We start from the raw sequence: 24,520 nt of genomic DNA, 5'->3' as shown, positions 1-24,520 counted from the left end.
GTCGGTCTTTTCTGACGGGTCGGACAGGTCAGAGAAGGGGTTGGAGGATTCGGAAGGAAACGGAAGATTTCAGAAGAGAGTTGAGAGTAATTTTGAAGAAAAAGGGGTGTAAGATGGGTGGGGTTAGCTTATAGAGAGCTTATAGGAAGCTTATACGAATCTTGGACGATTGGTATAGAAAGGGTATGTAAGTTATTGATTAATACTATGATAGAACAACGCTAAAAATGTTAAAAACAGGGTTTCGAGGCGAAAGAAAGAGGAATAGGCACTAGGCCTTAGACCATAGGCACTAGGAGGGAGTGTGGCGGGGAAGCGAAAGAAATCTCCCCCTTTACACATACCCAGCTATCGCTGGCTACCTTCAAAAGGGGAATGAGGAGAGGCTCATTGGGGGGCTTCTGTCAAATTGTCACCTTTTTAGTCTTTGGCAAATTATTTGCTACCTACTAACGAAATAAACTAAAAATGAATCATTATGATTACCGAAGATATTAAAAACGATGACTTAGAACTTGAACAAGAGGCAACTGATAACACTCCTTCGGAAGAAGTTGAAGAACCTACTTCTGTTGAAGAGCCCGAAGAGCCCGTTAAAGAAACTTCAGAAGACCTTCTTGCAAAAGAGAAGGACAAGTTTTTGCGTTTGTTTGCTGAGTTCGAAAACTATAAGAAGCGCACTGCGAAGGAACGTGCAGAGCTCTTTAAAACTGCTGGACAAGACATTTTGTCAGCCTTGTTACCTATAATAGACGATTTTGACCGTGCTTTGGTAGAATTGGCTAAATCGGCTGATGAACATACTCTTAAAGGGGTGGAACTCATCTATAATAAACTAATAAACACTCTCAAATCAAAAGGATTAGAGAAAATAGAAGTTGCCCCTAACGACACTTTTGACAGTGAACATCACGATGCAGTTACCCAAATTCCTGCTCCTACTCCTGAAGACAAAGGCAAAATTGTAGATGTTGTGCAAACAGGCTACAAATTAGGCGATAAAGTAATACGTTTCCCCAAAGTAGTAGTAGCACAATAAGGAGGAAGGAATGAAGAAAGATTACTACGAAATATTAGAAGTACAGAGAACGGCTACCGCTGCTGAAATAAAAAAAGCATATCGGAAGCAAGCCTTGAAATATCACCCAGACAAGAACCCTGGTGACAAACAAGCTGAAGAGAACTTTAAATTGGCTGCCGAAGCCTATGAAGTGCTCAGCGATGATAACAAACGCGCCCAGTACGACCGCTTTGGTCACGCTGCCTTTGAAGGAGGTATGGGAGGCGGAGGCTTCTCGATGGACGATATATTCAGTCAGTTTGGAGATATTTTTGGTGGGCATTTCTCGGGCTTTAGTGGTTTTAGTGGTTTCGGAGGAGGAAGCGGTCAGCAACAAGTGTACGTAAAAGGAGAAAACTTGCGTATACGGGTGAAAGTTACGCTTGAAGATATTGTAAAAGGCACTGAGAAGAAAGTAAAAGTACGCCGTAAGGTAAAAGCTGAAGATACTACCTATAAAACTTGTCCTACTTGTCACGGACGTGGACAGGTAGTACGCCAAATGAATACGATGCTAGGCGTAATGCAAACGGCTACCACTTGTACTGCTTGTGGAGGCTCGGGCGAAGTGATTGACAAACGTGGTGCTGACAGCGATTCGCAAGGATTAAAAACCATAGAAGAGACTATCCCTATCACAATTCCTGCAGGAGTGATAGATGGTATTCAGTTAAAGATAAACAACAAGGGTAATGAAGCACCTACGAAGAATGGTGTAGCGGGTGATTTGCTTGTGCTCATCGAAGAACAAGAACACGAAACCTTAAAACGCGAAGGCGACAACTTGCATTACGACCTTTATATTAGTTTTCCTGAAGCAGTTTTAGGTGCTTCTAAAGAGATTGAAACGGTTACAGGAAAGGTGCGCATTAAACTAGACGAGGGAATACAGTCAGGGAAGATATTGCGCTTGCGTGGTAAAGGTGTACCTAACTTGCAAGGACGGGGTGCCGGTGACCTTATCATTCACGTGAATGTATGGACGCCTAAAAAGCTCACCGACAAGCAAAAAGCCTTCTTTAAGGAAATGCAAGAAGACGAGAACTTTGCTCCTAAACCCGACAAGAACGAGAAATCGTTTTTTGAGAAAGTAAAAGAAATGTTTTCATAGGTTATTATTTTACTTAATAAACAAAGAGAGACTACCAAGAAGGTGGTCTCTTTTTTGTTAGGTAAAAGGTGGAAACCTGAGTTAGAGGAATGAGGCTGTGCCTCAGAAATTAAACAAAATTTAAGCAAAATCAAGGCTGTGCCTAGTGAAATGGGGAGGCGTTTGGTTGCGTACTTTCGGAGAATATCGGAGGAGTTGAGAAAAGGAGGTAAAAGAGAAAAGGCAAAGACAGTAATAGATAGTATGTATGTGAAATGATATGAAAGAAATATTACTATTGTTTATATTGAGGAAAAGTTGTACTTTTGTATTTTAGTAATAGAGTCAAATTGGGCAGGGTGAACGATTCAGAAGGGTTTGTCTTTGGCGAACTAATTATGTGAGCGAATTGCCTTTCGCCCTTACGATGACTAAAAACTAACGAACTATGTTAAAAGATATATTGAACTTTAGGAGAGCGGTGCGTTATTATGCGCCTACACCCATAAGTGAGGAGAAGGTGCGCGAATGTCTTAAACTCGCCACATTGGCACCTACCAGCTCTAATATGCAGTTGTACGAGCTATACCACATTACTGATAAGGCTTTGTTAGAGAAATTAGCACACGCCTGCCTCGACCAGCGTACGGCTACCACGGCACAACAAATGGTGGTATTCGTTACTCGTCAAGACAAACACCGCACCCACGCTCGTGCTATCTTGGAGTTTGAACGTGGCAATGTACAGCGGAACAGTCCGCCCGAAAGGCAAGCCAAGCGTATTAAGGATAAAGAGGGGTATTACAGTAAGCTGATGCCTTTTGTGTATAGTAGATTTTTTGGGCTACTAGGGCTCTTCCGCAAAGCGTTTGGGGTGGTTACCAGTTGGTTTCGACCTATGATGCAACAGCTCTCGGAAGGCGATATTCGCGTAAGTGTACACAAAAGCTGTGGACTCGTAGCGCAGACCTTTATGCTGGCAATGGCAGAGGAGGGTTACGATACGTGTCCGTTAGAGGGTTACGATAGCAGACGCATTAAGAAGTTGTTACACTTGCCTTGCGGAGCAGAAGTGAATATGGTGATTACTTGTGGACTTCGTGAACAGCGCGGTATCTGGGGCGAAAGGTTTAGATTGCCGTTTGAGGAAGTGTACAGACATAATGATTAATGGTTAATGAATAATGATTAGATACTAATAACTGTTTAATAATTCAAATATATGAAACTTAGGAACATAATTTTTACTTTTTTAGTTACTATTAACTTGGTAAATGCCAAAACAGAGCCTGTAACTATTCAGGGAGCTGTAGGAACACTTCGCGGAGTGGTAACCACTCCTGATACTGTGAAAAAGTCTCAGAAAATCCCTACTGTGATTATCTTTCACGCACTGACTAGCAATAAAGACAAAAAGCTATATGCTACTTTGGCAGATAGCTTAGCGGCACACGGTATTGCCTCAGTACGCTTTGACTTTAACGCACACGGCGAAAGTGAAGGAGATTTTAAGAAAATGTCGTTAGATAATGAGTTAGAAGATGCACGGCGCATAATGGCATTTACTAAAAGACTCCCTTTCGTAGGTAAGATAGGCTTGATAGGACACTCGCAAGGAGGGGCTATAGCGATGCTTTTGAGTGCAGAATTAGGGAAGAAAAACGTTAAAGCATTAGGCTTGTTAGCACCTGCTTCTACAATTCACGACATACTATCACAAGGGGTACTATTCGATGCCACTTTCGACCCATTGAATGTACCTGAGGAGCTTTCCTTTTTTGGAGGGAAGGTAACTGTGGGGAAGGACTATATCCTCTCAGCACAACGGTGCAAACTCATTCAGAAAGCGAGAGCATATAAAGGCAATGTATTGGTAATTCACGGTACGGGCGATAGAATGCTCTCTTATACTTACAGTGAAAATCTGCCTTATTTCTATAAACATTGTAAAGTAAGTCTCATTGAAAAGGGAGACCATTTGTTTACGTCGAAAGAAGCGCAAGCAGCAGAGATGATGACACAATTTATGCTGAAAAACTTAAAATGATTAGTAAATGTGCTAACAACTGATTGGCTAATTAAAAAAATATTCGTATCTTTGCACTTTAACTAACAACCTTAATAAAAATGTATCCAATAAAATTTAAACCTATCCTCAAAGAACGCCTTTGGGGAGGTACTAAACTAAAAACATTATTCAACAAACCTATTGAAAGCGATATTACAGGCGAAAGCTGGGAAGTATCAGGCGTACCTGGCGATATCTCGGTAGTAGCCAATGGTCAGTACGAAGGTAAAAGTCTGCAAGAACTCATCAATTTATACCCTAATGAACTATTAGGCAAACACGTGCACGAGCGTTTTGGTCACGATTTCCCTATCCTTATTAAGTTTATAGATGCACGCGAAGACCTCTCTATACAAGTGCACCCCAATGATAAATTGGCAAAAGAACGCCACAACTCTTTTGGTAAAACCGAAATGTGGTATGTGCTTCACGCCGATGCAGGAGCTGAACTGATTGTAGGCTTCAACAAAACAGTAACCAAAGAGGAGTATCAACAGCATCTCAATAGTGGTACTCTCACCGATATTCTCAACTACGAAAAAGTAAAAGATGGCGATACTTTCTTTATCAACACGGGTAAAGTGCACGCCATAGGTAAGGGAATTATCATTGCCGAAATACAACAAACCAGCGACATCACCTACCGTGTGTACGATTTCAACCGTCGCGATAAAAATGGTAACCTGCGCGAACTCCACACTGAACTCGCTCTCGATGCTATCGACTACGAGAAAAAAGACGACTTTAAAGTGGCTTATACCAAAGACTCTAACACGGTAAACAAAGTGGTGAATTGTCCTTATTTTATTACCAATTTGCTACCGCTTACCGCCGATTATGAAAAACAACTTTCACAAGACGATTCTTTCCATATCTATATGTGCGTAAAAGGCAAAGGAACCATCGGTGATGGTACTACCGAATTACCTATCAAACAAGGTGAAACAGTGCTTTTACCTGCTTCTTGCCACAAATTAGAGGTAAAAACCAAAGGAATGGATTTATTGGAAGTATATATTTAGACAACTAAAAACTAAAAATATGTTATATCGTTCAAGAATTAAGGGATTAGGATTTTACGTCCCTAAAAACGTAGTTACTAACGACGACCTATCCAAACTAATGGATACCAGCGATGAATGGATTCAAGAGCGCACCGGTATTCAGCAGCGTCATCACGCACTAAGAGGTAGTGACACTACTACCTCAATGGGTGTAAAAGCAAGTTTGAAAGCTATTGAAGCCACTAAAATCAATAAAGAAGAAATAGACTTTATTGTATTTGCAACCCTCAGTCCCGACTTCTATTTCCCTGGTTGTGGGGTATTGGTACAAAAAGAATTGGGTTTGCCTACTGTGGGAGCTCTTGATATTCGCAACCAATGTTCGGGCTTTATTTATGCCCTTTCAGTAGCCGACCAGTATATCAAAACGGGTATGTACAAAAATATCCTTGTGATAGGTGCTGAAACCCAATCGCCCGCACTGGATATGACCACTCGCGGTCGCAATATGGCAGTGCTCTTTGGCGATGGTGCAGGCGCTGCTATTGTCTCTCGTTCTGATGACCCCGAGCGCGGTATTCTCTCCACTCACTTGCATAGCCAAGGTGAATATGCCGAACAATTAGCAATGATTACCCCAGGGGTAGGTACCAAATGGGTAACCGAATTATTGGCAGAAAACGACCCTGATGATGTGAGTTATTACCCTAATATGAACGGTCAGTTTGTATTTAAAAATGCTGTGGTTCGCTTTGCGGAAGTGATAGAAGAGGGATTGAAAAGCAATGGTCTTTCTCACAAAGATATTAATATGTTGATTCCTCACCAAGCTAATTTGCGTATCTCACAGTTTGTACAACACCAATTCAAACTCACCGATGAACAAATATTCAACAATATAATGAAGTACGGTAACACTACCGCAGCTTCTATACCTATCGCCCTTACCGAAGCAGTTCAACAAGGCAAAATCAAGGACGGAGATCTCGTAGTACTTGCTGCCTTTGGTAGTGGCTTTACTTGGGCAAGTGCTATCATCCGTTGGTAGACTATAGCGTGGCAGGCAGTCACAGTGTGACATAGAATAAAAAGGCTGTTGAACAGATAAGTTTGTTCGACAGCCTTTTTTATATGTACAAATTACTGGTGTACGCCACAGTAACGATTTATCATTGAGTACTAAGCATTATAATAAGTTCTTTGCGGAGGTCAGCTTCTGTGAGGTTATTAGTAGCACCTAATCCTTTGCTTTTTAGGTCTATTTCGCGCAAGGTAGCTATGATAGCGCTTACGCGCTTCATTGGGTAATGTTGAGCGCCTGAACGAAGGTCTTTGATACCAAAGATAGGTACTTTTAGGGTCGCCATTACATTCTTTTCACTTTGGTCGGTAAGACCGTGAAAGCCTAAGAGTTGTTGGAAATAACCGTAAAGCACCGTGAGTGTCATCACCAAAGGGTTGTCCTTAGGATTATCGGCAAAGTGTTTCAAGATACGCGTTATCTTGTACATATCGTGAACTGCAATAGCACTCTTGAGTTCATAATTATTAAACTCCTTGCTAATCCCTATATTCTTCTCTATAATATCAGGCGTTACTTCTGTATTTTCGGGGACGATGAGCGCCAATTTGTTTACCTCGTTTTGTATCCTACTCAGGTCGGTACCCAAGAAATCTACTAACATCTGTATTGCTTTAGGCTGAATGCTGAGATGTTTCTTCTTCAACACATCAGGTAACCACGTAGCTATCTGATTCTCGTAGAGTTTTTTGCTTTCCAAGAGCACGCAATCCTTATTCTTTTGCAAGGTTTTCAACAATTTCTTGCGAGCGTCTAACTTCTCGTATTTGTAACAGAACACCAATACAGTCGTAGGCGTAGGGTTCTCTACATAAGGCACGAGTTGGTCGATAGTGCTTTTGAGGTTTTGCGCCTCTTTTACGATAATCACTTGATGGTCGCTCATCATCGGGAACCGACGTGCATAGTCGATAATAGTCGGCACACTCACATCTTGACCATAGAGCACTATCTGGTCAAATCCCTTTTGATCTTCTTGTAATACGTGGTCTTCAATGTAATCAGAAACGATATCTATGAAATAAGGTTCTTCCCCCATCAGGAAGTAGATAGGGGCTATAATTCCTTTTTTTATGTTAGCTACAATAGTTTTTACTTCATTCATAGTGCAAAAATACAAAAAATATTCTACTTTTGCAGTATGGAAGCTCTAAATTTCAAAAACTACTCTTTTCGCCTGAAAAAAGCTGACGATAAGCTGTGGATATTCGACCTCATTCGTCGCAAGTACGTGGTACTACAACCCGAAGAATGGGTGCGCCAACACGTAATACATTTCCTCATAGAAGAAAAAGGTTATCCAAAATCGCTTATCAATGTCGAGAAAAAGCTCTCTGTAAACGGACTCACTAAGCGTTACGACGTGGTAGTCTATTCCAAAAAAGGAGTAGTGCTCTTGGTAGTGGAATGCAAAGCGCCTAGCGTGACTATCACCCAACAAACATTCGACCAGATTGCACGCTATAACCTCAGCCTCAATGCCCAATACCTAATGGTCACTAACGGCATTACTCATTATTATTGCCAAACAGACTATAACCAATACAAATATATATTCTTAGCAGACCTTCCTCATTATAACGACCTCACACTATGACTCTCGCCATCGTAATACTCAACTGGAACGGCAAAACACTTTTGCAACAATTCCTCCCCTCGGTAGTACAATATACTTCCGAAGGGCAAATCTATGTGATTGACAATGCTTCCACCGACGATTCCATCGCTTTTCTACGCTCACACTTCCCCGAAGTAACTATCCTAGAAAACCCTACTAATAGTGGGTATGCAGGGGGGTATAATCACGCTTTACAACACATTGAAGCTGATATCTACTGTCTGCTCAACTCCGATGTACGAGTAACCGAAGGCTGGCTCACTCCCATCTTACGCACTTTTGAAGACGAACGCATTGCCGTAGTACAACCCAAGATAAAAGATGAAAAACGCCCCTCTTATTTCGAGTACGCAGGAGCAGCTGGGGGCTTTATCGACAAGTACGGGTTCCCGTATTGCAGAGGGAGAGTATTTGAGCGCGTAGAAGAAGATAAAGGTCAGTACAACACCCCTTCCCCCTCCCCTATCTTCTGGGCATCGGGGGCGTGTTTTTTTATTCGCGCAGAAATATTTCACCTATTAGGTGGCTTCGACGAAGATTTCTTCGCACATCAAGAAGAAGTCGACTTGTGTTGGCGGGTACATCACCTCGGCAAGCAGGTAGTGTATTGCGCCGAGAGTACCGTTTATCACGTGGGAGGGGCAACACTCACGGCTACCAACCCTAAGAAAACCTACCTCAACTTCCGTAACAGTCTTTTTATGTTACTGAAAAACCTCCCTTCCAAAAGCCTTTACACTACGCTCTTTCTCCGTATGGTGTTGGACGGTATTGCAGGAGTGCGTTTCCTTTTGCAGGGCAAACCCTGCTTTTTGTGGGCGATTGTGAAGGCACATCTTCATTTCTATAAAAGATTTCACTTCTTTAAAAAGAAGCGCCCTTCTCAGCTTATCACTGATTATTACCAAAAGAAATCCATTGTGTGGGAACACTTTGTTGTAGGCGATAGATAAATAGATGTCTGCTTGATATATAACTATTATCTTTTCTGTCACACTTCCCCCCTAGTGTCTACGGCCTAAGGCCTATTACCTATTCCTCTTTCTTTCGCCTCGAAACCCCGTTTTTAACATTTTTGACGTTGTTATATTACGTTATAAATCAATTACTTATATACCCTTTCTATACCAATCGTCCAAGATTCGTATAAGCTTCCTATAAGCTCTCTATAAGCTAACCCCACCCTACTTACACCCTTTTTTTATCAAAATCTCTCCCTCTCCTCTTCCGAACCTTTCCGTTTCCTTCCGAATAGTCCTAACAGTCCTAAAACATCACTTTTTCATCTCAAACTTTGGCAAAGTTTAAAACTTTGCCAAAGTTGAATAAACTGACAATATTCTCTTATTTCCTCATTCTCCTCTACGCTTCCCCATTTGCTAATTTTTTCTCGCCTGCCGTGCTACGGCTGCCTGTGCGGCTCGCACCTTTGCCAAAGTTAATTATCCGTCGATTTTTTGTCACTACATTCCCTCCTTGAGGCGGGCTAGGGGAATGTTACCCTCTTTTGAAGATAGCCAGCAACAGCTGGGTATGTGCACCGCGAGAGCGGAGTATGTGAAAGGGGAGATGTTCATACAACAATAATGACCGTCGCTCCCCCCTAATGCCTATGGCCTATGGCCTAAGGCCTCACTCCTCCCCATTTCCAAATTTTCTCATTTTCAAATTTGCTAATTTACTAATTGTTTTATACTTTTGCACCTGAAAACAACTTCACTATTATGAAAAGAAAAACCGTTCTCATTATTTTAGCCGTTATATTGCTAATTATCATTTTGATTATTGGTAAAAAAGCAGGTTGGTTTGGCGAAGAAAATTCTGCCATAAACGTCGAAACTCAAAAAGTAATTCCTACAACAATCATCCAAAAAGTGTCGGCTACAGGAAAAATACAACCCGAATTAGAAATCAAGCTATCGTCGGAAGTATCAGGCGAAATTATAGAACTCCCTGTAAAAGAAGGGCAAATGGTAAAAAAAGGCGACCTTTTGGTGCGCATCAACCCCGATATTTACCAATCGGTAGTAAAGCGTAGTGCTGCAAGTTTAGAAACCGTACGCGCCAGCTTACAACAGTCCAGCGCTACCCTCAAAGAAGCCGAAGAGAGCTATAAGCGCAACAAAGTGTTGTTCGATAAGGGCGTAATCTCAAAATCCGATTGGGATAAAGCTGTTTCAGCCTACGAGGTAGCCAAAGCCTCTCGCGAGTCAGCTCGTTTTAATGTACAGAGTGCAATGGCAAGTGTTTCCGAAGCCCAAGACAACCTCAAAAAAACAATTATTTATTCACCTACCGATGGCACCATTTCTAAGCTCAGCGTAGAGTTGGGCGAGCGCGTAGTAGGTACGATGCAAATGACGGGTACCGAGATTATGCGTGTGGCAAATCTTCATAATATGGAAGTAGAAGTAGATGTAAATGAGAACGATATCGTAAAAATAAGTGTAGGCGACTCGGTGAATGTCGAAGTAGATGCTTACCTAAAACGCGTGTTCAAAGGTACCGTTACCAATATCGCCAATACCGCCAATACCACCACTAGCGCAGACCAAGTAACGAACTTCAAAGTCAAGATACACATCGAAGAAGCATCGTATAAAGACCTCTCAGAAAGCAAACCGGTTGGCTATTCGCCCTTCCGTCCAGGTATGACCGCAACGGTAGATATTATCACCCAAACCAAAAAAGACGCAGTTGCAGTACCTATCAGTGCCATTATTGTAAAAAAGAAATCTGAAATCGACCCTAAAACCCCTAAGGAAGAAGCCGACAAAAAGCAGGAAGCGGTGTTTGTACTCAAAGACGGTAAAGCCGAACTCCGTGCGGTAACTACCGGTATTCAAGATAATGTGAATATCGAAATCCTTTCAGGTGTAGCCAAAGACGAGACTATTATCACCGGACCTTACAGCGCTGTAAGTAAAACTCTAAAAAATGGCGATTCCGTTCAAACAACCAACAAATAAAACTCACTTTTTTTCTCATTTTGTTTGCCCAATAAATAAAATATATTACTTTTGCGCAAAATTTATAAAATTCTATTAGTTTATGTATTGGACGTTAGAACTTGCATCTTATTTAAGTGATGCTCCTTGGCCTGCTACTAAAGACGAGCTTATCGATTATGCTATCCGTACAGGCGCTCCTATGGAAGTGGTGGAAAACCTTCAAGAAATAGAAGACGAAGGTGATATGTATGAATCTATCGACGAAATCTGGCCTGATTACCCGTCGGAGGAAGATTACCTATGGAATGAAGATGAATATTAAAAACAAAAATAAAAAGTCTCTCTGAGGAGACTTTTTTTAATTTGCAAATCAGCAAATCAGCAAAGTAGCAGATTAGCAAATGAATATAGTGACAAATTGTCAGTTTTCACCTTTTGGTATATTTATTGACAAATTTACGGTATGAACTTTGCCAAAGTTACTAATTGCCTGTCGTGCTACGACTAACTGCTTGTCGTGCTACGACTCGTGCTACGACCTTTGGCAAAGTTAATCATTAATCATTAATCATTAATCATTATAATGAGCATTATCAATTCCCTTATTAAAATTTTCGTTGGCGACAAAGCCAAAAACGACCTAAAAGCAATCCAACCTATCGTTGAGAAAATAAAAACTTACGCCTCTCAGTTAGAAAATATCTCTAATGATGAGTTGCGCGCAAAAACTATTGAGTTCAAACAAAGAATAAAAGACGCTCGCGCCGAGTTCGATAATAAAATAGCCGAACTCGAAGCCCAAGCAAACGCTACCGACGATATCGACGCTAAAGAAGACCTCTATACCGAAATAGATAAACTCAACGGCGAAGCCTATCAAGTCTCCGAAAAAGTATTAAACGAAATTCTTCCCGAAGCCTTCGCAACAATGAAGGAAACTACCCGTCGTTTTGCTAATAACGAAACAATTACCGTAACAGCTACCGAACACGACCGCGAACTATCGGCTACCCACGATTATGTAACGATTGAGGGTGATAAAGCCGTGTGGAAAAACCACTGGGACGCCGCTGGTAAAGATGTTACTTGGGATATGGTACACTACGATGTACAGCTCATTGGAGGTATTGCCCTTCACCAAGGTAAAATTGCCGAAATGCAAACAGGGGAAGGTAAAACTCTTGTGGCTACCTTGCCAGTCTACCTCAATGCCCTAACGGGAAATGGAGTACACTTGGTAACCGTGAACGACTATTTGGCACGCCGAGATAGTGCCTGGATGGGACCTTTATTTGAGTTCCACGGTTTGCGTGTGGATTGTATCGACAACCACCAACCTAACTCCGAAGCCCGTCGCCGTGCTTACAATGCCGATATTACCTACGGAACTAACAACGAATTTGGTTTCGACTACCTCCGCGACAATATGGCGCACACCCCCGAAGATTTGGTGCAACGCGCTCACAACTATGCCATTGTCGATGAGGTCGACTCTGTATTGATAGACGATGCTCGTACACCGCTCATCATCTCAGGCCCTACCCCTAAAGGCGAATTGCACGAGTTCAACGAACTGAAACCTTTAGTAGAAAATTTGGTAAACAAACAGCGTACTTACCTCACCAAAGTATTAGCCGATGCCCGCAAACTCATTGCCGAAGGAGATACCAAAGAAGGGGGATTCCAACTCTTGCGCGTGTATCGTGGTTTGCCTAAAAACAAAGCGCTCATCAAATTCCTCAGCGAAGAAGGGGTAAAACAACTGCTCCAAAAAACTGAAAATTACTATATGCAGGATAACAATCGCGAAATGCCAAAGGTAGATGCCGAATTGTACTTCGTGATTGATGAGAAAAACAACCAAATCGAGCTTACCGATAAAGGGTTTGCTGATATTGCCTACGATGGTGATAAAGATTTCTTCGTTTTACCTGATATTGGGGTAGAAATTGCTAATATCGAGAACCAAGGTCTTCCTATTGAAGAAGAAGCTAAACTAAAAGATAAGTTATTCCAAGATTTTAGCGTAAAAAGCGAACGCATTCACACCCTTAACCAATTGCTCAAAGCCTACACCCTTTTTGAAAAAGATGTAGAGTATGTAGTAATTGATAACAAAGTGCTCATCGTCGATGAACAAACAGGTCGTATTATGGACGGTCGTCGTTATTCCGATGGTTTGCACCAAGCGATTGAAGCTAAAGAGAATGTGAAAATTGAGGCTGCTACCCAAACCTACGCGACTATTACCTTGCAAAACTACTTCCGTATGTATAGCAAGTTAGCGGGTATGACGGGTACTGCTATCACCGAAGCAGGTGAGTTCTGGGAAATCTATAAACTTGATGTAATGGAAATCCCTACGAACCGTCCTATTGCTCGTAAAGACCACAACGACCTTATCTATAAAACCAAACGCGAGAAATACAACGCCGTAATCGATGAGGTAGTAAAACTTTCCGAAGCTGGTCGCCCTGTATTGATTGGTACTACTTCTGTGGAAGTATCTGAACTCCTCAGCCGTATGCTTACAATGCGCAAGGTGAAACACAATGTGTTGAATGCGAAATTGCATAAAAAAGAAGCTGAAATCGTAGCCGAAGCCGGACATAGTGGTGTGGTAACCATCGCAACCAATATGGCAGGACGTGGTACCGATATCAAGTTAACCCCCGAAGTAAAAGCTGCAGGAGGTTTGGCAATTATAGGTACCGAACGCCACGACTCTCGTCGTGTCGATCGTCAGTTGCGCGGTCGTTCTGGTCGTCAAGGTGACCCTGGTAGCTCACTCTTCTTCGTTTCTCTTGAAGATAATCTAATGCGCCTCTTCGGTTCTGAACGTATCGCCCGATTAATGGATAGCTTAGGTCATAAAGAAGGTGATGTAATTCAGCACTCTATGATGACCAAACGCATCGAGGCAGCTCAGAAAAAGGTAGAAGAAAACAACTTCGGTATGCGTAAACGTCTATTAGAGTACGACGACGTGATGAACGCACAACGTAAGCAAATTTATAAACGCCGTCGCCACGCTCTTGAAGGTGAACGCCTAAAAGTGGATTTGGCAAATATGATATTCGATACTTGTGAGAATATAGTAGAAAACAACAAAGGTGGTAATAACTACAAGAATTTCACTTTCGAGCTCATCAAATATTTCTCACTGAAAACACAAATTTCAGAAGCCGAATTTGCCAAACAATCGCCAAACGACCTTACTTTCACCTTGTATCACGAAGCGCTCAAACACTATCAGGAAAAAGCTGAACGCAGTGCCGCTCAAGCCTTCCCAGTGATCAAAGAGGTATACGAAAATCCTAATAATACTTACGAGCGCATCGTCGTGCCTTTCACCGATGGTGAAAAGATACTCAACATCGTAACCGACCTCAAAGAGGCATACGAAACCCAAGGTAAGAAACTCGTAAGCGATTTCGAGAAGAATATTACGCTTGGCATCATCGACGAAGAGTGGAAAACGCACCTCCGCCGTATGGACGAGCTTAAACAATCAGTGCAATTAGCGGTACACGAACAGAAAGACCCGCTACTCATCTATAAGTTTGAAGCCTATCAGTTGTTCAAAGCTATGGTTGATAAGGTAAACAAAGAGATTATCTCTTTCTTGTTCAAAGCCGAATTGCCTACTCAAAATCCACCCGTACAGGAAGCCCACGCGCCACAACGCACTCGTGAGCACTACCAAACCAATAAGGAAGAAGCCCTCAACAGCGATGAGATGGCACAACGCGCCCGTGAAGTAGGGCAACAAGCCTCACAGCGCCGTTCGGTAGTAGAGACCATCGTACGCGAACAACCTAAAATTGGTCGTAACGACAAGGTAGTAATCCAAAACATCCGCACCGGTGAACGCAAAGAGCTCAAGTTCAAACAAGCTGACCCTCTAATAAACAGCGGAGAATGGATTTTAGTATCCAATAAATAGATCACTAAGGTAATGGACAACCAAATGAACAACCAAATAGGAATGTTGCTAAGCTCTGGCATATTCTTTCTGTTTGCGCTTGTATTCTTGGTCACTGCTGAGATTAACAAAAGAATTACCGAAAAGAACAAAAAACTATATCAAGGGAAAGCACAAGGAGAAGTATTAGAAATTGTCAAATCAGGCACTCAAGGTGTAGGAGGTATTGGTTTTAATAATAGGACTTATGTAGTCTATAAGTATACTGTAGGAGAAAATACTTATATTGTAAAACCTCTTGTTCTAAACTCAAACGCCCCTATAAACTTGAAATATGCTAATTCAGCTCATACTTTTTGTGTAACCTATTTTGGGGCTCATAGTGGTAGCCGTCAAACCAATTATCGAGCAGGCGAGAGTATTACAGTAGCTTATTTGCCCGAAACTCCCAGTGAACACCAGATAGTAGATGATAAAGATAAAACGTTTTTTTATAAGGGGTTTCGCATAGCAGGATTCGCAATAATGTCCATTGCAGTAATTTTCTTGATTGTTTCCTTTTTCATAAAAAAATAAGCAGAAACACAATATAAATTATTTATTATATCATACTTTGCCAAAGTTTCCAGCCGTATGGCTCGCACCTTTGGCAAAGTTTTTTCTTCTTAATTGTCAATTATCAATTGTCAATTGAAAATATTGTTGTACCTTTGCACTTTAGAATACATTAGCAAATTGGCAAATTTGCTAATTTACAAATTGTATTAATGAATTTATTTGAACAATTAGGTCTTAATGAACCTATCCTCAAAGCCATCAGCGATATGGGCTTTGAAACTCCTTCTGAAATTCAGCAAAAAGCCATCCCTACTCTTTTGGCAAATGGTGCTGATATGGTAGCTTTAGCCCAAACGGGTACTGGTAAAACAGCCGCTTTTGGCTTTCCTCTCCTCCAACTTATCGATACTGATAGCCGTGTAACTCAAGGTCTTATCCTTTCACCTACACGCGAACTTTGCTTGCAAATCGCTTCCGAGCTCCGCAATTATGCTAAGTACCTCCCTAAGGTGAACGTAGTGGCGGTATATGGCGGTGCAAGTATTGAGGAACAAGCGCGTAGCCTCAAAAAAGGCGCACAAATTATCGTGGCTACTCCTGGGCGTATGCAAGATATGATACGCCGTAACTTCGTAGATATCAGTCATATCAACTATTGTGTGCTCGACGAAGCCGACGAAATGCTCAATATGGGCTTCTATGAAGATATTACCGCTATTCTGTCGCATACCCCTCAAGAAAAAAGTACTTGGCTCTTTTCGGCTACTATGCCTAACGAGGTGGCTAAGATAGCGCGCAAGTTTATGCGTAAGCCTATCGAAATAACCGTAGGAACTCGCAATCAGGCTACTAACACCGTGCAACACGAGTATTATATAGTGAGCGGTCGCCATAGATACCAAGCCCTAAAACGCCTCGCCGATGCTAACCCCGATATCTTCTCGGTAGTGTTTTGCCGCACCAAACGCGATACACAAGCAGTAGCCGAAAAACTCATTGAAGACGGTTACAACGCTGCTGCCCTTCACGGCGATTTGAGTCAGAATCAACGTGATTTGGTGATGAAATCTTTCCGCGCACGCCAAATACAAATGCTTGTCGCTACCGATGTCGCTGCCCGCGGTATTGATGTAGACGATATCACTCACGTAATTCACTACCAATTGCCCGACGAAATAGAAACCTATAACCACCGCAGTGGACGTACAGGTCGTGCTGGTAAATCGGGAATTTCGATGGTAATTTTGCCAAAAAGTGAGGTGAAGAAAATCAAAACTATCGAAAAGATGATAGGGCAACCTTTTGAGCAGAAACAATTGCCATCGGGTATGGAAATCTGTGAGATACAACTCTATCACTTGGCTAACAACCTCAAAAATACAGAAGTAAACCCTGCCATCGACGATTATTTGCCGGCTATCTATAAAGAACTGCAAGAAGTAAATCGTGAAGAGCTTATCAAAAAAATATTCTCAGTAGAGTTTACGCGTTTCTTCAATTATTATAAAAATGCCGAAAACTTATCGGTAGAGAACGAGCGCGAAAGCCGCAGTGGGGGTAATAGCGATGAAGTGCGCTATTTCATCAACATAGGTGAACGCGATGGCTACGACTGGAAATCTCTCAAAGATTTCCTCAAAGCAACCCTTAATTTAGGTCGTGATGATGTTTTCAAAGTAGATGTAAAGAACAGTTTCTCTTTCTTCAATACCGATGCTGACCTCTCCGATTTGGTAATGAATACCTTCAACGACTTCCAATTGGACGGTCGTTTCATCAATGTAGAACTCTCTACCAAAGGAGCTGGCAGAGACCGTGGCGGACGCAAACGCGGAAATGATGACGGTAGAAGACACGGCAACGATGAGGGTAGAAGTCGCAAAAAAGGACAAAGAGAAAGTCGCAAACAAAAGACTGCTGAAGCCCTCCAACAGGCTTTTAAAAAGAAGAAAAAACGTAAATAATGTTAGAATACCTTATAGAAACAGATAAGCAACTGCTCTGTTCCCTCAATAGTTGGGGGACACCCGAAGCCGATAGCCTTTGGTTAGTAATCACCAATGAACTCTCGTCTATCCCCCTCTATGCTTTTTTGTTATACTTGTGTTTCAAGTATTTTCATTGGAAAAGAGTGTTGCTCATCTTGGTATTCATCGCCCTTCTCATCACCACTACCGACCAACTGGCGAACGTTTTCAAATACGGATTCCAGCGCTTGCGCCCTTGTCACGATGAGAGTCTTATAGGCCAAATGCGAATGGTGATTTGTGGTGGTAAGTATGGGTTCTTTTCAGCACACGCCGCCAATACAATGGCAATAGCCGTGTTTTTTAGTTACTTGCTTAGAAAAAATGCCCGATATATCGTCACTCTATTGCTCTGTTGGTCGGTGATTGTGAGTTATAGCCGTATTTATTTAGGCGTGCATTTCCCAGGTGATGTATTGGTAGGTTGGATTTTCGGTACACTTTTAGCTACCCTTTATTATTTGCTCTTTCTATTTGTGGAAAAGAAATTAAAAAGCCCCCAAACCCCCGAAGGGGGACAATTCTCAAAAGCCACCTAAACTTGTTACCTATTACTCACATATCCAGCTCTGAGTTCTCGTTGGCTTTACCTCTTACCTCTTATCTCTTACCTAAACAAAATGAAAGAAGATTTCTTACACTACCTATGGAAATACAAAAAAGTACCTCTCAACACTGTACTTACTACGGGAGAGCGCTTGCAAATTCTCTCATTTGGTGAGTATAATTCTCTTTCAGGTCCCGATTTCCAAAGTGCCCAACTGCTTATAGGTGAGCAGCAATGGGCAGGTAATGTAGAAATGCATCTCAAATCATCGTATTGGTATGTGCACGGTCACGAAAGTGATCCCGCTTATCACAATGTGATTCTGCACGTAGTTTGGGAACACGATATAGAAGTATTCGATACTAACAACCAGCCTATTCCTACTTTAGAACTCCGAGGTCTTATTTCTCCCGAACTCTTAGAGCGATACAATACGACTGTAGCCTCACACTACCAGTTTATTCCTTGTGAAAAAGAATATACCACCGTACCTGCCATTACTTTGCTTTCGTGGAATGAGCGTCTGTTAGTAGAACGTTTAGAAGAAAAAGCCACTGCTGTAAACCAGTTGTGGAAAGCTGCCAATTTCGATTGGGAGAAAGTACTTTTTTGTATGCTTCTCAAATCTTTTGGAGGCACTGTAAACGGCGAAGCCTTCCTACAATTGGGCAAACATCTCGATTTTAGTATTATTCGCAAAGAGCGTTCACACCCCTTACATTTAGAAGCACTACTATTGGGGCAAGCAGGCTTACTCTCCGAAGAAACTGAACTCTCCTACCTACGTGAACTCTTGCAAAATTATCACTACCTACAACAGAAATACAACCTCTCTACACCCGTAATAAAAATACATTTCACCGGTTTGCGTCCGCAAGGGTTCCCTACTATCCGGCTCTCGCAACTCGCACAGCTATACGAACTAAATGAAGGTTTGTTTTCACAAATTCTTGAAGTGAATGATTTCAAAAGTATCCAAAAACTCTTCGCCGTAGCAGTCTCCGCTTTTTGGGAAACCCACTATACCTTTACCAAGACTTCTAAAAAAGTAAAAAAGCCTATTAGTGCGAGTCTCATCACACTTATTTGGATAAATGTATTCATTCCACTCAAATATGCCTATTACGAAAGTTTAGGCAAGGATGTGAGCGAATCTCTCATCGAAGAACTCAAAACAATGACTGCTGAGAGCAACAGCATTATCACTCAATACCAACAATTAGGAGTCTCTGTTGCCACTGCTTTCGATACCCAAGTACTTCTACAACAGTACAAACACTATTGCCAATCCAAACGCTGTTTAGATTGTGCTATAGGGATTTCGATTTTAGGGAGGAAGTGAAAAAATTGATAAAAGCTATTAAACTTACTCTCATATCCAGCTTTACTTGTTGTTATCTGTTACCTGATGTAGCGCTTCGTTATAAGCACTCTCAAAAGCGAGTAGGTTCATACCCGTAGAGAGGTGTTGGGCTTGGAAGAAGGTGAGGAGTTTCTCAGTAGGAAGATAGCCGCCATAACCTTTGATAGCACTGTAAAAACGGGTAGTGCCGGCTTGGTAGGCAGTAGCCAAACTGCTAATAGTAATACCTTGTTTTTCAATAGCAGGTAGTTCGTCGTCTAAAAGCAGTATTTTAGTTTGGGTATTTGAAAAATCTAAATGATTAACTAAAGGGTGTACTTCTGCTTTGAGGGCAAGACCATAAAAACCAACAGTCAATAAAGATTGTAAATAATCCTCATTGGCTATCGTTACACATTCTATGAGTTGTATGTTAGTGTTTGTCATAAAAGTTCTTGCATTGAATGGATAAGTAGGTCGGCTTGACTTAAATCTTGTCCGCCAGAAAGAGGATTTTTAAAGCCTATACACTGCATATTAGCACTTTTGGCAGCTTTCACGCCATTGGTACTGTCCTCTATGACTGTAAATTGTGTTGCTGGCAAGTGGTACCATTGGGCTACCTTTAGGAATATCTCAGGATTAGGTTTGCTGTATTGCACATCATCGCCACTCATTATCACTTCAAAATAGTGTGCTATATTTGTTTGCTGAGTAAAAATATCGATAAGTTTGCGTCCAGAAGAAGAAGCTAATGATAAGTGTTTTCCTTCATTCTTAAACTTCTCTAACACTTCTTTTACGTGAGGCACTAAAGGTACTTTCATTTCGGGTAATCGTTTGAAAAAGTAATCGCGGTGAAACTGCATTAGCTCCTCTACACTTTCTGTTCGCTGGGCATCGCGTTTTACCTTTTCCCACATTGGGAAAGCCGACATTCCCGTGAGAGTTTGTATATACGCCTTGTCAAACGGAATACCTTTCAGCTGAAAAGTCTCATAAATAATCTCTTGGTGCATTGGTTCACTGTCTAATAGCACCCCATCCATATCAAAGATAATATAGTTGTTAGTCATTAGTCGTTAGATTTGAGTTGCCGTCTAAAGTCTTTTAGAAAAACATTACCTATTCCTATAATGAGTCCTACAAACGTCCAAATGGCAATAATCATCATTCGTTTAGGTTTAGAACGTTCGTTAGGTACACTCACAGGCTCAATAATGGTAAATATTGGTTGGTCTTCCTTCATCTTAATACGTTTGGTTTCAAGTTGCTTAGCTAATTCAGTATATACATTAAAAGCTAAGTTATACTCAGCTTGCAGTTGTTGCAAACGCGTTTGAGGCAAGTTGCTAAAAAGGTCACGATTGCGGTCTTGGAAACCTGCCACAGCGTATTGCTTTGCCTTAAAATCTTTTTCAGCTTCGATAAAACGTTGTTGTACAAAGTCGAACTCTTCTTTTGCTTTTTGCAATTTAAACTCAGTTACTGTTTCTTGCAATAACTGTTGTGCACTTTGCAACATTTGTGCCGCAGGAAGTGCTTCGGGCATTGCATACGATAGCGTAATATAACCCTCTTTTTCATTTAAATTCAACTTGATATTATTATCGATACTATTAAGGATAGCTCTCTCCTCTCTACTAATACTCGTAATATGAGTGGTGTCTTGTATCTTAATAGACGGTTCAGAAGGATTTGAACGGAAAATACTTATCACACTGCTCCAAATGCTCGGTTTTGCATAGCTTTTACAATATTGCTCATAGGTAATTGGATTAGGAATATCTGAAAATGTAAGCTTCGTCTGTGCTAATTTCTTTTTAAACGGAACACTTTCAATAATCTTGGAGTAGGTAGTAAGTGGAATAGCATCTGCATTGTTCCCTCCTAAATTAATCCCTGCCATAGCAGCAAGTCCTCCCAATCCTCCTGTCGATTTGCTATCAGTTGCTTGCGGTACCATAATAGTGGTAGCGGTGTATTCTTTAGCCGAAAATAAGGCTACTAATACCCCTATAACCATAAATATCAACGTAAATACAGCGATTGATTTCTTAGCTCTCCAAAGCTTATTAATAAGCTGTAGCAAATCAATTTCATCTTCTTCTCTTATCGTATTGTGATGATTATTTTCCATAGTTATTTTTTAAAAGCACTGTAAATTAACACCCCCATAGTAGTAATAGCCGAAATGATACCCACCGTTTCTCCGGTTGTAAGACGTTGTTTTTCGGGTTTTGAAGGTACTATAATAATAGCCCCAGGCTCTATTTTGGGATAGTTTTTAAAGAATAGAGAGGTGCGTGTTGCCTTTATATCTCCATTGGCATACATCACATAAATAGCACTCCTCTTCGCCCTGCTGGCAAAGCCTCCTGCACTACTTACATACTGATGTATAGAAGCTCCTTTTTCATAACGCACTAATGAAGGTGCTAATACTTCTCCTCTAATTTCCACAGTTTGTTTTTCTGAAGGGACTAATAACATATCTCCGTCATTGAGCAAAAGGTCATATTTGCTGTGTTTTCGGTTTAATATCTTTTTTACATCAAGCCCTATGCGATACTCATTACTTTTTTTAGCTACTCTTCTCAGTGTTTTATTCGAAGTGCTACTGCTCGTGTCATTCTCAATCTCAATGAGCTCTTTTAAGAAATCTTCTTGCTGAATATCTCCTTCATCTGTCTTCTTTCTCACAAGCGTAAGTCCTTCTTTATAAGCAAAGGGAGTAAAACCGCCCACACGCTCTAATAAATCCGAAACACGTTCGTCTTTAGATTGAATACTATAAACACCTGGGTAGAGCACTTCTCCCATTACCGTTACAGTTTGCATAGGAGTAAATCCTTTGATATAACGTACCGATACTACATCGTTAGGTTGCAAGGTAAGCCGTTCTCCTTGGGGCTCTAACTGGTGATTAGACGATACTTTAAAGGCTTGACTTAGTTTCTGAAAATTACCATCGTTAGTTTCTCTAAATACCTCAATCATAGAAGGGTCTGCACCATTAGCCAAACCTCCTGCCAACGAAATCACGTCTTCCACCGTCATATTCTCCATAAAAGGTAATTCTTTAGGCTTATTTACAGCTCCTTCTACCTTTACAAAGCGTTTGTACTGAAGAGAATCTCTGTAGAAAATATGAATACTATCATTGTCTTTTAGTGGAATATCATTTTTCTTTTCTATGAGGTCTTTTACCGAAAAACTAAGTGTTTGGTAATCTACACGGTTTTCAGTGCGGAAGATAAGACCTCTATTCAAGGAAGCATCTTTTCTCACACCGTTAGCTCTGTTGAGTAAGTCGTAAGCCGTCATCCCCTCTTTAAACTCGTATACCCCAGGCTGATATACCGCTCCACCTATACTGAGCCTATTATGGTATTCATCAGTAATAGCGTGTACATTTAAGCGGTCACCATTTTGCATTTTTACTTTTGAAATATCAGTAAAAGGAATCTCTTTTACTTCTCGTTTAGCATCTTTAATCCGCTCCAACACCAAAGTATTAGTAAAAGCATCAGAGGTAAAACCTCCAAAGAAGGTGATAAGGTTCGCCAGCGTCTCATTGTCTAAAGTCTCATAAAAACCACGTCGTTTTACTTTCCCGTCCACCCATACGCGGTTTTTATATGGGGGTACAATAATCACATCTTGGTCTTTAAGACCTATATTGCCTTTTTCTGAGCCATTTATTAGGAAATTATACACGTCAAAAGTAGCAACTTTTTTACCTCCACGAAAGATGTTTATTTCCCTAAACGAACCGCTTTCCGAAGGGCCTCCACAAGCATATAATGCGTTAAGCACTGTTGAAAGCGAACTAAGCGAATAAGTTCCAGGAACTGCCACTTCGCCTATGATATTCACCTTTACTGTACGCACCTGACTGATAGTTACCCCTGTATAAATTTTCGCATAGCTACCCTCAGGAGCCGAAATACCAGAATATATGCGCTTGAGCTGTGAATTAATCTTAGCCTTCACTTCACTGAACGAAAGTCCTCCCACGTGAATGCGCCCGATACCATTTAGGAATATATTCCCCTCAGCATCTACTTTTTGCTTAAAAGAACCTTCTGTCGCCCCCCAAACTTCCACGAGTAGTTCATCACCAGGACCTACTTGATAGTTGTCGGGAGTTGCCATATTGAGGTTAGGAGTAAAAGATATTTTAGGATTCTTGAAGAAACTCATTCCAAATATAGAATCCTTTTTCTGTTTAGTAGTGATAGAATCTTTGTTTTCTTTACCGGTATAACCAAAAATATCATCACCTTCAGCCGGACGCCTACCTGTTTTTGTGTTCTCTTTAAGTTTGTTTTTAATATCAGAAGAAGTGCTGAGTTGCATAATGCGCTGCCTGAGCTTCATTACTTGCGTTTCTTGCATACCACGACTGCGAGCCAAAGCAACGAATTGGTCTAATGAATAACCTTGTGCTTGAGCGCGATCCCAATAATTTTTAATCTGTGCATCACTCAAGTTATCCACATTCACAGTAGTGATATCCACATTGTTATAGGTAGCATTAGGAGAGGTCACCTGTGCTACTGCTTGAGAGATAACTAAAAGTAAGTATATAATAAGTAATTTAATCTTCAACATTATTGCATAATTGATTTTGGGGCAAAGATACAAAACTATTAGCAATTAGCAATCAAGATATTGTTTTTTTAGTCCGCTCTTTTTAATTCTCCTACTTTCTCTCCAAATCGTCCTTCCCCTTCCAAGCAGTCCTACAACTTCAAACAATAAAAAAGAGCAATTCTTTATCAGAATTGCTCTTTTTATAAGAAGGCGGCGACATACTCTCCCACAACAAGTGTAGTACCATCTGCGCTAAAAGGTTTAACTGCTCTGTTCGGAATGGTAAGAGGTGAGACCTTTGACTATAACCACCTTAAATCTTTAGACCTTAGGTTGTGCGAATCAGAACTAATGCCTGGTGCCTGTGGCCTAATGCCTTGATATTTTAACATATAGGGATAAAAAACATATTTTCTCAATTGACAATTGATAATTAATAATTAACAATTGTTGTGACTAACATAACATTTTTATAAAAAGAATGCTGCGCGAAAAGTCTACGGGTGATTAGTATTACTCGGCTATGATGTTACCACCTTTACACCTGTAACCTATCAACGTGGTCATCTCCCACGACCCTTAAAAGAAATCTCATCTTGTGGCGGGTTTCGTACTTATATGCCTTCAGCACTTATCCCATCCGCACTTAG

At 41.1% G+C, this 24,520-nt stretch carries 20 protein-coding genes and 2 rRNA genes (1 of these 22 only partly in view); 15 read left to right on the top strand and 7 right to left on the bottom strand.

Going from position 1 to position 24,520, the window contains the following annotated elements:
- Positions 1-478 precede the first annotated feature (478 nt).
- The 6 genes from C3V44_RS10355 to C3V44_RS10330 all read left to right on the top strand — a co-directional run bounded on the left by C3V44_RS10355 (position 479) and on the right by C3V44_RS10330 (position 6,270).
- Positions 479-1,039 (top strand): nucleotide exchange factor GrpE, encoded by a 561-nt coding sequence (locus C3V44_RS10355; protein WP_009416985.1) that lies wholly within the window; start codon positions 479-481, stop codon positions 1,037-1,039.
- 10 nt (positions 1,040-1,049) lie between these two features.
- On the top strand, positions 1,050-2,171 hold the full coding sequence (dnaJ, locus tag C3V44_RS10350; RefSeq protein ID WP_002673730.1) for a molecular chaperone DnaJ: 1,122 nt from the start codon (positions 1,050-1,052) through the stop codon (positions 2,169-2,171).
- 427 nt (positions 2,172-2,598) lie between these two features.
- Complete coding sequence (locus tag C3V44_RS10345; RefSeq protein ID WP_106096410.1) at positions 2,599-3,321, top strand: nitroreductase family protein; 723 nt, start codon at positions 2,599-2,601, stop codon at positions 3,319-3,321.
- Between the two features lie 51 nt (positions 3,322-3,372).
- Positions 3,373-4,197, top strand: a complete 825-nt coding sequence (locus C3V44_RS10340) for an alpha/beta hydrolase (RefSeq protein ID WP_106096409.1) — start codon at positions 3,373-3,375, stop codon at positions 4,195-4,197.
- A gap of 80 nt (positions 4,198-4,277) precedes the next feature.
- Entirely contained in the window at positions 4,278-5,240 is a 963-nt protein-coding gene (locus tag C3V44_RS10335) for a type I phosphomannose isomerase catalytic subunit (RefSeq protein WP_106096408.1), read from the top strand.
- Between the two features lie 19 nt (positions 5,241-5,259).
- A complete protein-coding gene (locus tag C3V44_RS10330; RefSeq protein ID WP_106096407.1) occupies positions 5,260-6,270 on the top strand; it encodes a 3-oxoacyl-ACP synthase III family protein in 1,011 nt (336 codons plus the stop codon).
- 121 nt (positions 6,271-6,391) lie between these two features.
- Here the strand turns inward: C3V44_RS10330 and holA are convergent, their stop codons facing one another.
- On the bottom strand, positions 6,392-7,408 hold the full coding sequence (gene holA, locus C3V44_RS10325; RefSeq protein WP_106096406.1) for a DNA polymerase III subunit delta: 1,017 nt from the start codon (positions 7,406-7,408) through the stop codon (positions 6,392-6,394).
- A gap of 36 nt (positions 7,409-7,444) precedes the next feature.
- Here holA and C3V44_RS10320 point away from each other — a divergent pair, with 36 nt between their 5' ends.
- The 9 genes from C3V44_RS10320 (at position 7,445) to C3V44_RS10275 (ending at position 19,271) form a co-directional block, all read left to right on the top strand.
- Entirely contained in the window at positions 7,445-7,900 is a 456-nt protein-coding gene (locus tag C3V44_RS10320; protein WP_106096405.1) for a type I restriction enzyme HsdR N-terminal domain-containing protein, read from the top strand.
- The gene (locus C3V44_RS10315) at positions 7,897-8,874 is read left to right on the top strand and encodes a glycosyltransferase family 2 protein (RefSeq protein WP_106096404.1); all 978 of its coding nucleotides are present in this window, start codon (positions 7,897-7,899) and stop codon (positions 8,872-8,874) included. Before C3V44_RS10320 ends, C3V44_RS10315 begins: the two co-directional genes overlap by 4 nt.
- A 771-nt stretch (positions 8,875-9,645) precedes the next feature.
- A complete protein-coding gene (locus C3V44_RS10305; protein WP_106096660.1) occupies positions 9,646-10,890 on the top strand; it encodes an efflux RND transporter periplasmic adaptor subunit in 1,245 nt (414 codons plus the stop codon).
- Positions 10,891-10,972: 82 nt separating this feature from the next.
- The gene (locus tag C3V44_RS10300) at positions 10,973-11,194 is read left to right on the top strand and encodes a DUF2795 domain-containing protein (RefSeq protein WP_002673751.1); all 222 of its coding nucleotides are present in this window, start codon (positions 10,973-10,975) and stop codon (positions 11,192-11,194) included.
- Between the two features lie 261 nt (positions 11,195-11,455).
- The gene (gene secA / locus C3V44_RS10295) at positions 11,456-14,818 is read left to right on the top strand and encodes a preprotein translocase subunit SecA (protein WP_106096403.1); all 3,363 of its coding nucleotides are present in this window, start codon (positions 11,456-11,458) and stop codon (positions 14,816-14,818) included.
- Positions 14,819-14,830: 12 nt separating this feature from the next.
- Positions 14,831-15,373, top strand: coding sequence for a DUF3592 domain-containing protein (locus C3V44_RS10290; protein ID WP_106096402.1), 543 nt, complete (start codon positions 14,831-14,833; stop codon positions 15,371-15,373).
- Positions 15,374-15,564: 191 nt separating this feature from the next.
- Positions 15,565-17,319 (top strand): DEAD/DEAH box helicase, encoded by a 1,755-nt coding sequence (locus tag C3V44_RS10285; protein ID WP_106096401.1) that lies wholly within the window; start codon positions 15,565-15,567, stop codon positions 17,317-17,319.
- Positions 17,319-17,921, top strand: coding sequence for a phosphatase PAP2 family protein (locus tag C3V44_RS10280; protein ID WP_106096400.1), 603 nt, complete (start codon positions 17,319-17,321; stop codon positions 17,919-17,921). Before C3V44_RS10285 ends, C3V44_RS10280 begins: the two co-directional genes overlap by 1 nt.
- Before the next feature lie 81 nt (positions 17,922-18,002).
- Positions 18,003-19,271 (top strand): DUF2851 family protein, encoded by a 1,269-nt coding sequence (locus tag C3V44_RS10275; RefSeq protein ID WP_106096399.1) that lies wholly within the window; start codon positions 18,003-18,005, stop codon positions 19,269-19,271.
- Positions 19,272-19,313: 42 nt separating this feature from the next.
- Here C3V44_RS10275 and C3V44_RS10270 read toward each other — a convergent pair whose 3' ends face one another.
- The 6 genes from C3V44_RS10270 to C3V44_RS10245 all read right to left on the bottom strand — a co-directional run.
- A complete protein-coding gene (locus tag C3V44_RS10270; RefSeq protein ID WP_106096398.1) occupies positions 19,314-19,718 on the bottom strand; it encodes a pyruvate carboxyltransferase in 405 nt (134 codons plus the stop codon).
- Positions 19,715-20,347: an HAD family phosphatase gene (locus tag C3V44_RS10265; protein WP_106096397.1), complete on the bottom strand. Its 633-nt coding sequence runs from the start codon at positions 20,345-20,347 to the stop codon at positions 19,715-19,717. Before C3V44_RS10265 ends, C3V44_RS10270 begins: the two co-directional genes overlap by 4 nt.
- Complete coding sequence (locus C3V44_RS10260; protein ID WP_106096396.1) at positions 20,347-21,411, bottom strand: Wzz/FepE/Etk N-terminal domain-containing protein; 1,065 nt, start codon at positions 21,409-21,411, stop codon at positions 20,347-20,349. The genes C3V44_RS10265 and C3V44_RS10260 overlap by 1 nt, the downstream gene beginning before the upstream one ends.
- A 2-nt stretch (positions 21,412-21,413) precedes the next feature.
- The gene (locus C3V44_RS10255; protein ID WP_106096395.1) at positions 21,414-23,888 is read right to left on the bottom strand and encodes an SLBB domain-containing protein; all 2,475 of its coding nucleotides are present in this window, start codon (positions 23,886-23,888) and stop codon (positions 21,414-21,416) included.
- 187 nt (positions 23,889-24,075) lie between these two features.
- Positions 24,076-24,186: ribosomal RNA gene (gene rrf, locus C3V44_RS10250) — 5S ribosomal RNA — on the bottom strand.
- Between the two features lie 171 nt (positions 24,187-24,357).
- Positions 24,358-24,520: ribosomal RNA gene (locus tag C3V44_RS10245) — 23S ribosomal RNA — on the bottom strand; it runs 2,682 nt beyond the window's last position.

Source organism: Capnocytophaga sp. oral taxon 864 (assembly GCF_002998835.1).
Classification (GTDB): domain Bacteria; phylum Bacteroidota; class Bacteroidia; order Flavobacteriales; family Flavobacteriaceae; genus Capnocytophaga; species Capnocytophaga ochracea.
Note: the sequence above shows the minus strand (reverse complement) of the source record. Positions and strands in the feature narration are given on the sequence as shown.

What these genes read in the sequence shown, in the direction of transcription:
- C3V44_RS10355 (WP_009416985.1), top strand. Translation starts at nt 479, where the DNA reads ATGATTACCGAAGATATTAAAAACGATGACTTAGAACTTGAACAAGAG.
- dnaJ (WP_002673730.1), top strand. Translation starts at nt 1,050, where the DNA reads ATGAAGAAAGATTACTACGAAATATTAGAAGTACAGAGAACGGCTACC.
- C3V44_RS10345 (WP_106096410.1), top strand. Translation starts at nt 2,599, where the DNA reads ATGTTAAAAGATATATTGAACTTTAGGAGAGCGGTGCGTTATTATGCG.
- C3V44_RS10340 (WP_106096409.1), top strand. Translation starts at nt 3,373, where the DNA reads ATGAAACTTAGGAACATAATTTTTACTTTTTTAGTTACTATTAACTTG.
- C3V44_RS10335 (WP_106096408.1), top strand. Translation starts at nt 4,278, where the DNA reads ATGTATCCAATAAAATTTAAACCTATCCTCAAAGAACGCCTTTGGGGA.
- C3V44_RS10330 (WP_106096407.1), top strand. Translation starts at nt 5,260, where the DNA reads ATGTTATATCGTTCAAGAATTAAGGGATTAGGATTTTACGTCCCTAAA.
- holA (WP_106096406.1), bottom strand. Translation starts at nt 7,408, where the DNA reads ATGAATGAAGTAAAAACTATTGTAGCTAACATAAAAAAAGGAATTATA.
- C3V44_RS10320 (WP_106096405.1), top strand. Translation starts at nt 7,445, where the DNA reads ATGGAAGCTCTAAATTTCAAAAACTACTCTTTTCGCCTGAAAAAAGCT.
- C3V44_RS10315 (WP_106096404.1), top strand. Translation starts at nt 7,897, where the DNA reads ATGACTCTCGCCATCGTAATACTCAACTGGAACGGCAAAACACTTTTG.
- C3V44_RS10305 (WP_106096660.1), top strand. Translation starts at nt 9,646, where the DNA reads ATGAAAAGAAAAACCGTTCTCATTATTTTAGCCGTTATATTGCTAATT.
- C3V44_RS10300 (WP_002673751.1), top strand. Translation starts at nt 10,973, where the DNA reads ATGTATTGGACGTTAGAACTTGCATCTTATTTAAGTGATGCTCCTTGG.
- secA (WP_106096403.1), top strand. Translation starts at nt 11,456, where the DNA reads ATGAGCATTATCAATTCCCTTATTAAAATTTTCGTTGGCGACAAAGCC.
- C3V44_RS10290 (WP_106096402.1), top strand. Translation starts at nt 14,831, where the DNA reads ATGGACAACCAAATGAACAACCAAATAGGAATGTTGCTAAGCTCTGGC.
- C3V44_RS10285 (WP_106096401.1), top strand. Translation starts at nt 15,565, where the DNA reads ATGAATTTATTTGAACAATTAGGTCTTAATGAACCTATCCTCAAAGCC.
- C3V44_RS10280 (WP_106096400.1), top strand. Translation starts at nt 17,319, where the DNA reads ATGTTAGAATACCTTATAGAAACAGATAAGCAACTGCTCTGTTCCCTC.
- C3V44_RS10275 (WP_106096399.1), top strand. Translation starts at nt 18,003, where the DNA reads ATGAAAGAAGATTTCTTACACTACCTATGGAAATACAAAAAAGTACCT.
- C3V44_RS10270 (WP_106096398.1), bottom strand. Translation starts at nt 19,718, where the DNA reads ATGACAAACACTAACATACAACTCATAGAATGTGTAACGATAGCCAAT.
- C3V44_RS10265 (WP_106096397.1), bottom strand. Translation starts at nt 20,347, where the DNA reads ATGACTAACAACTATATTATCTTTGATATGGATGGGGTGCTATTAGAC.
- C3V44_RS10260 (WP_106096396.1), bottom strand. Translation starts at nt 21,411, where the DNA reads ATGGAAAATAATCATCACAATACGATAAGAGAAGAAGATGAAATTGAT.
- C3V44_RS10255 (WP_106096395.1), bottom strand. Translation starts at nt 23,888, where the DNA reads ATGTTGAAGATTAAATTACTTATTATATACTTACTTTTAGTTATCTCT.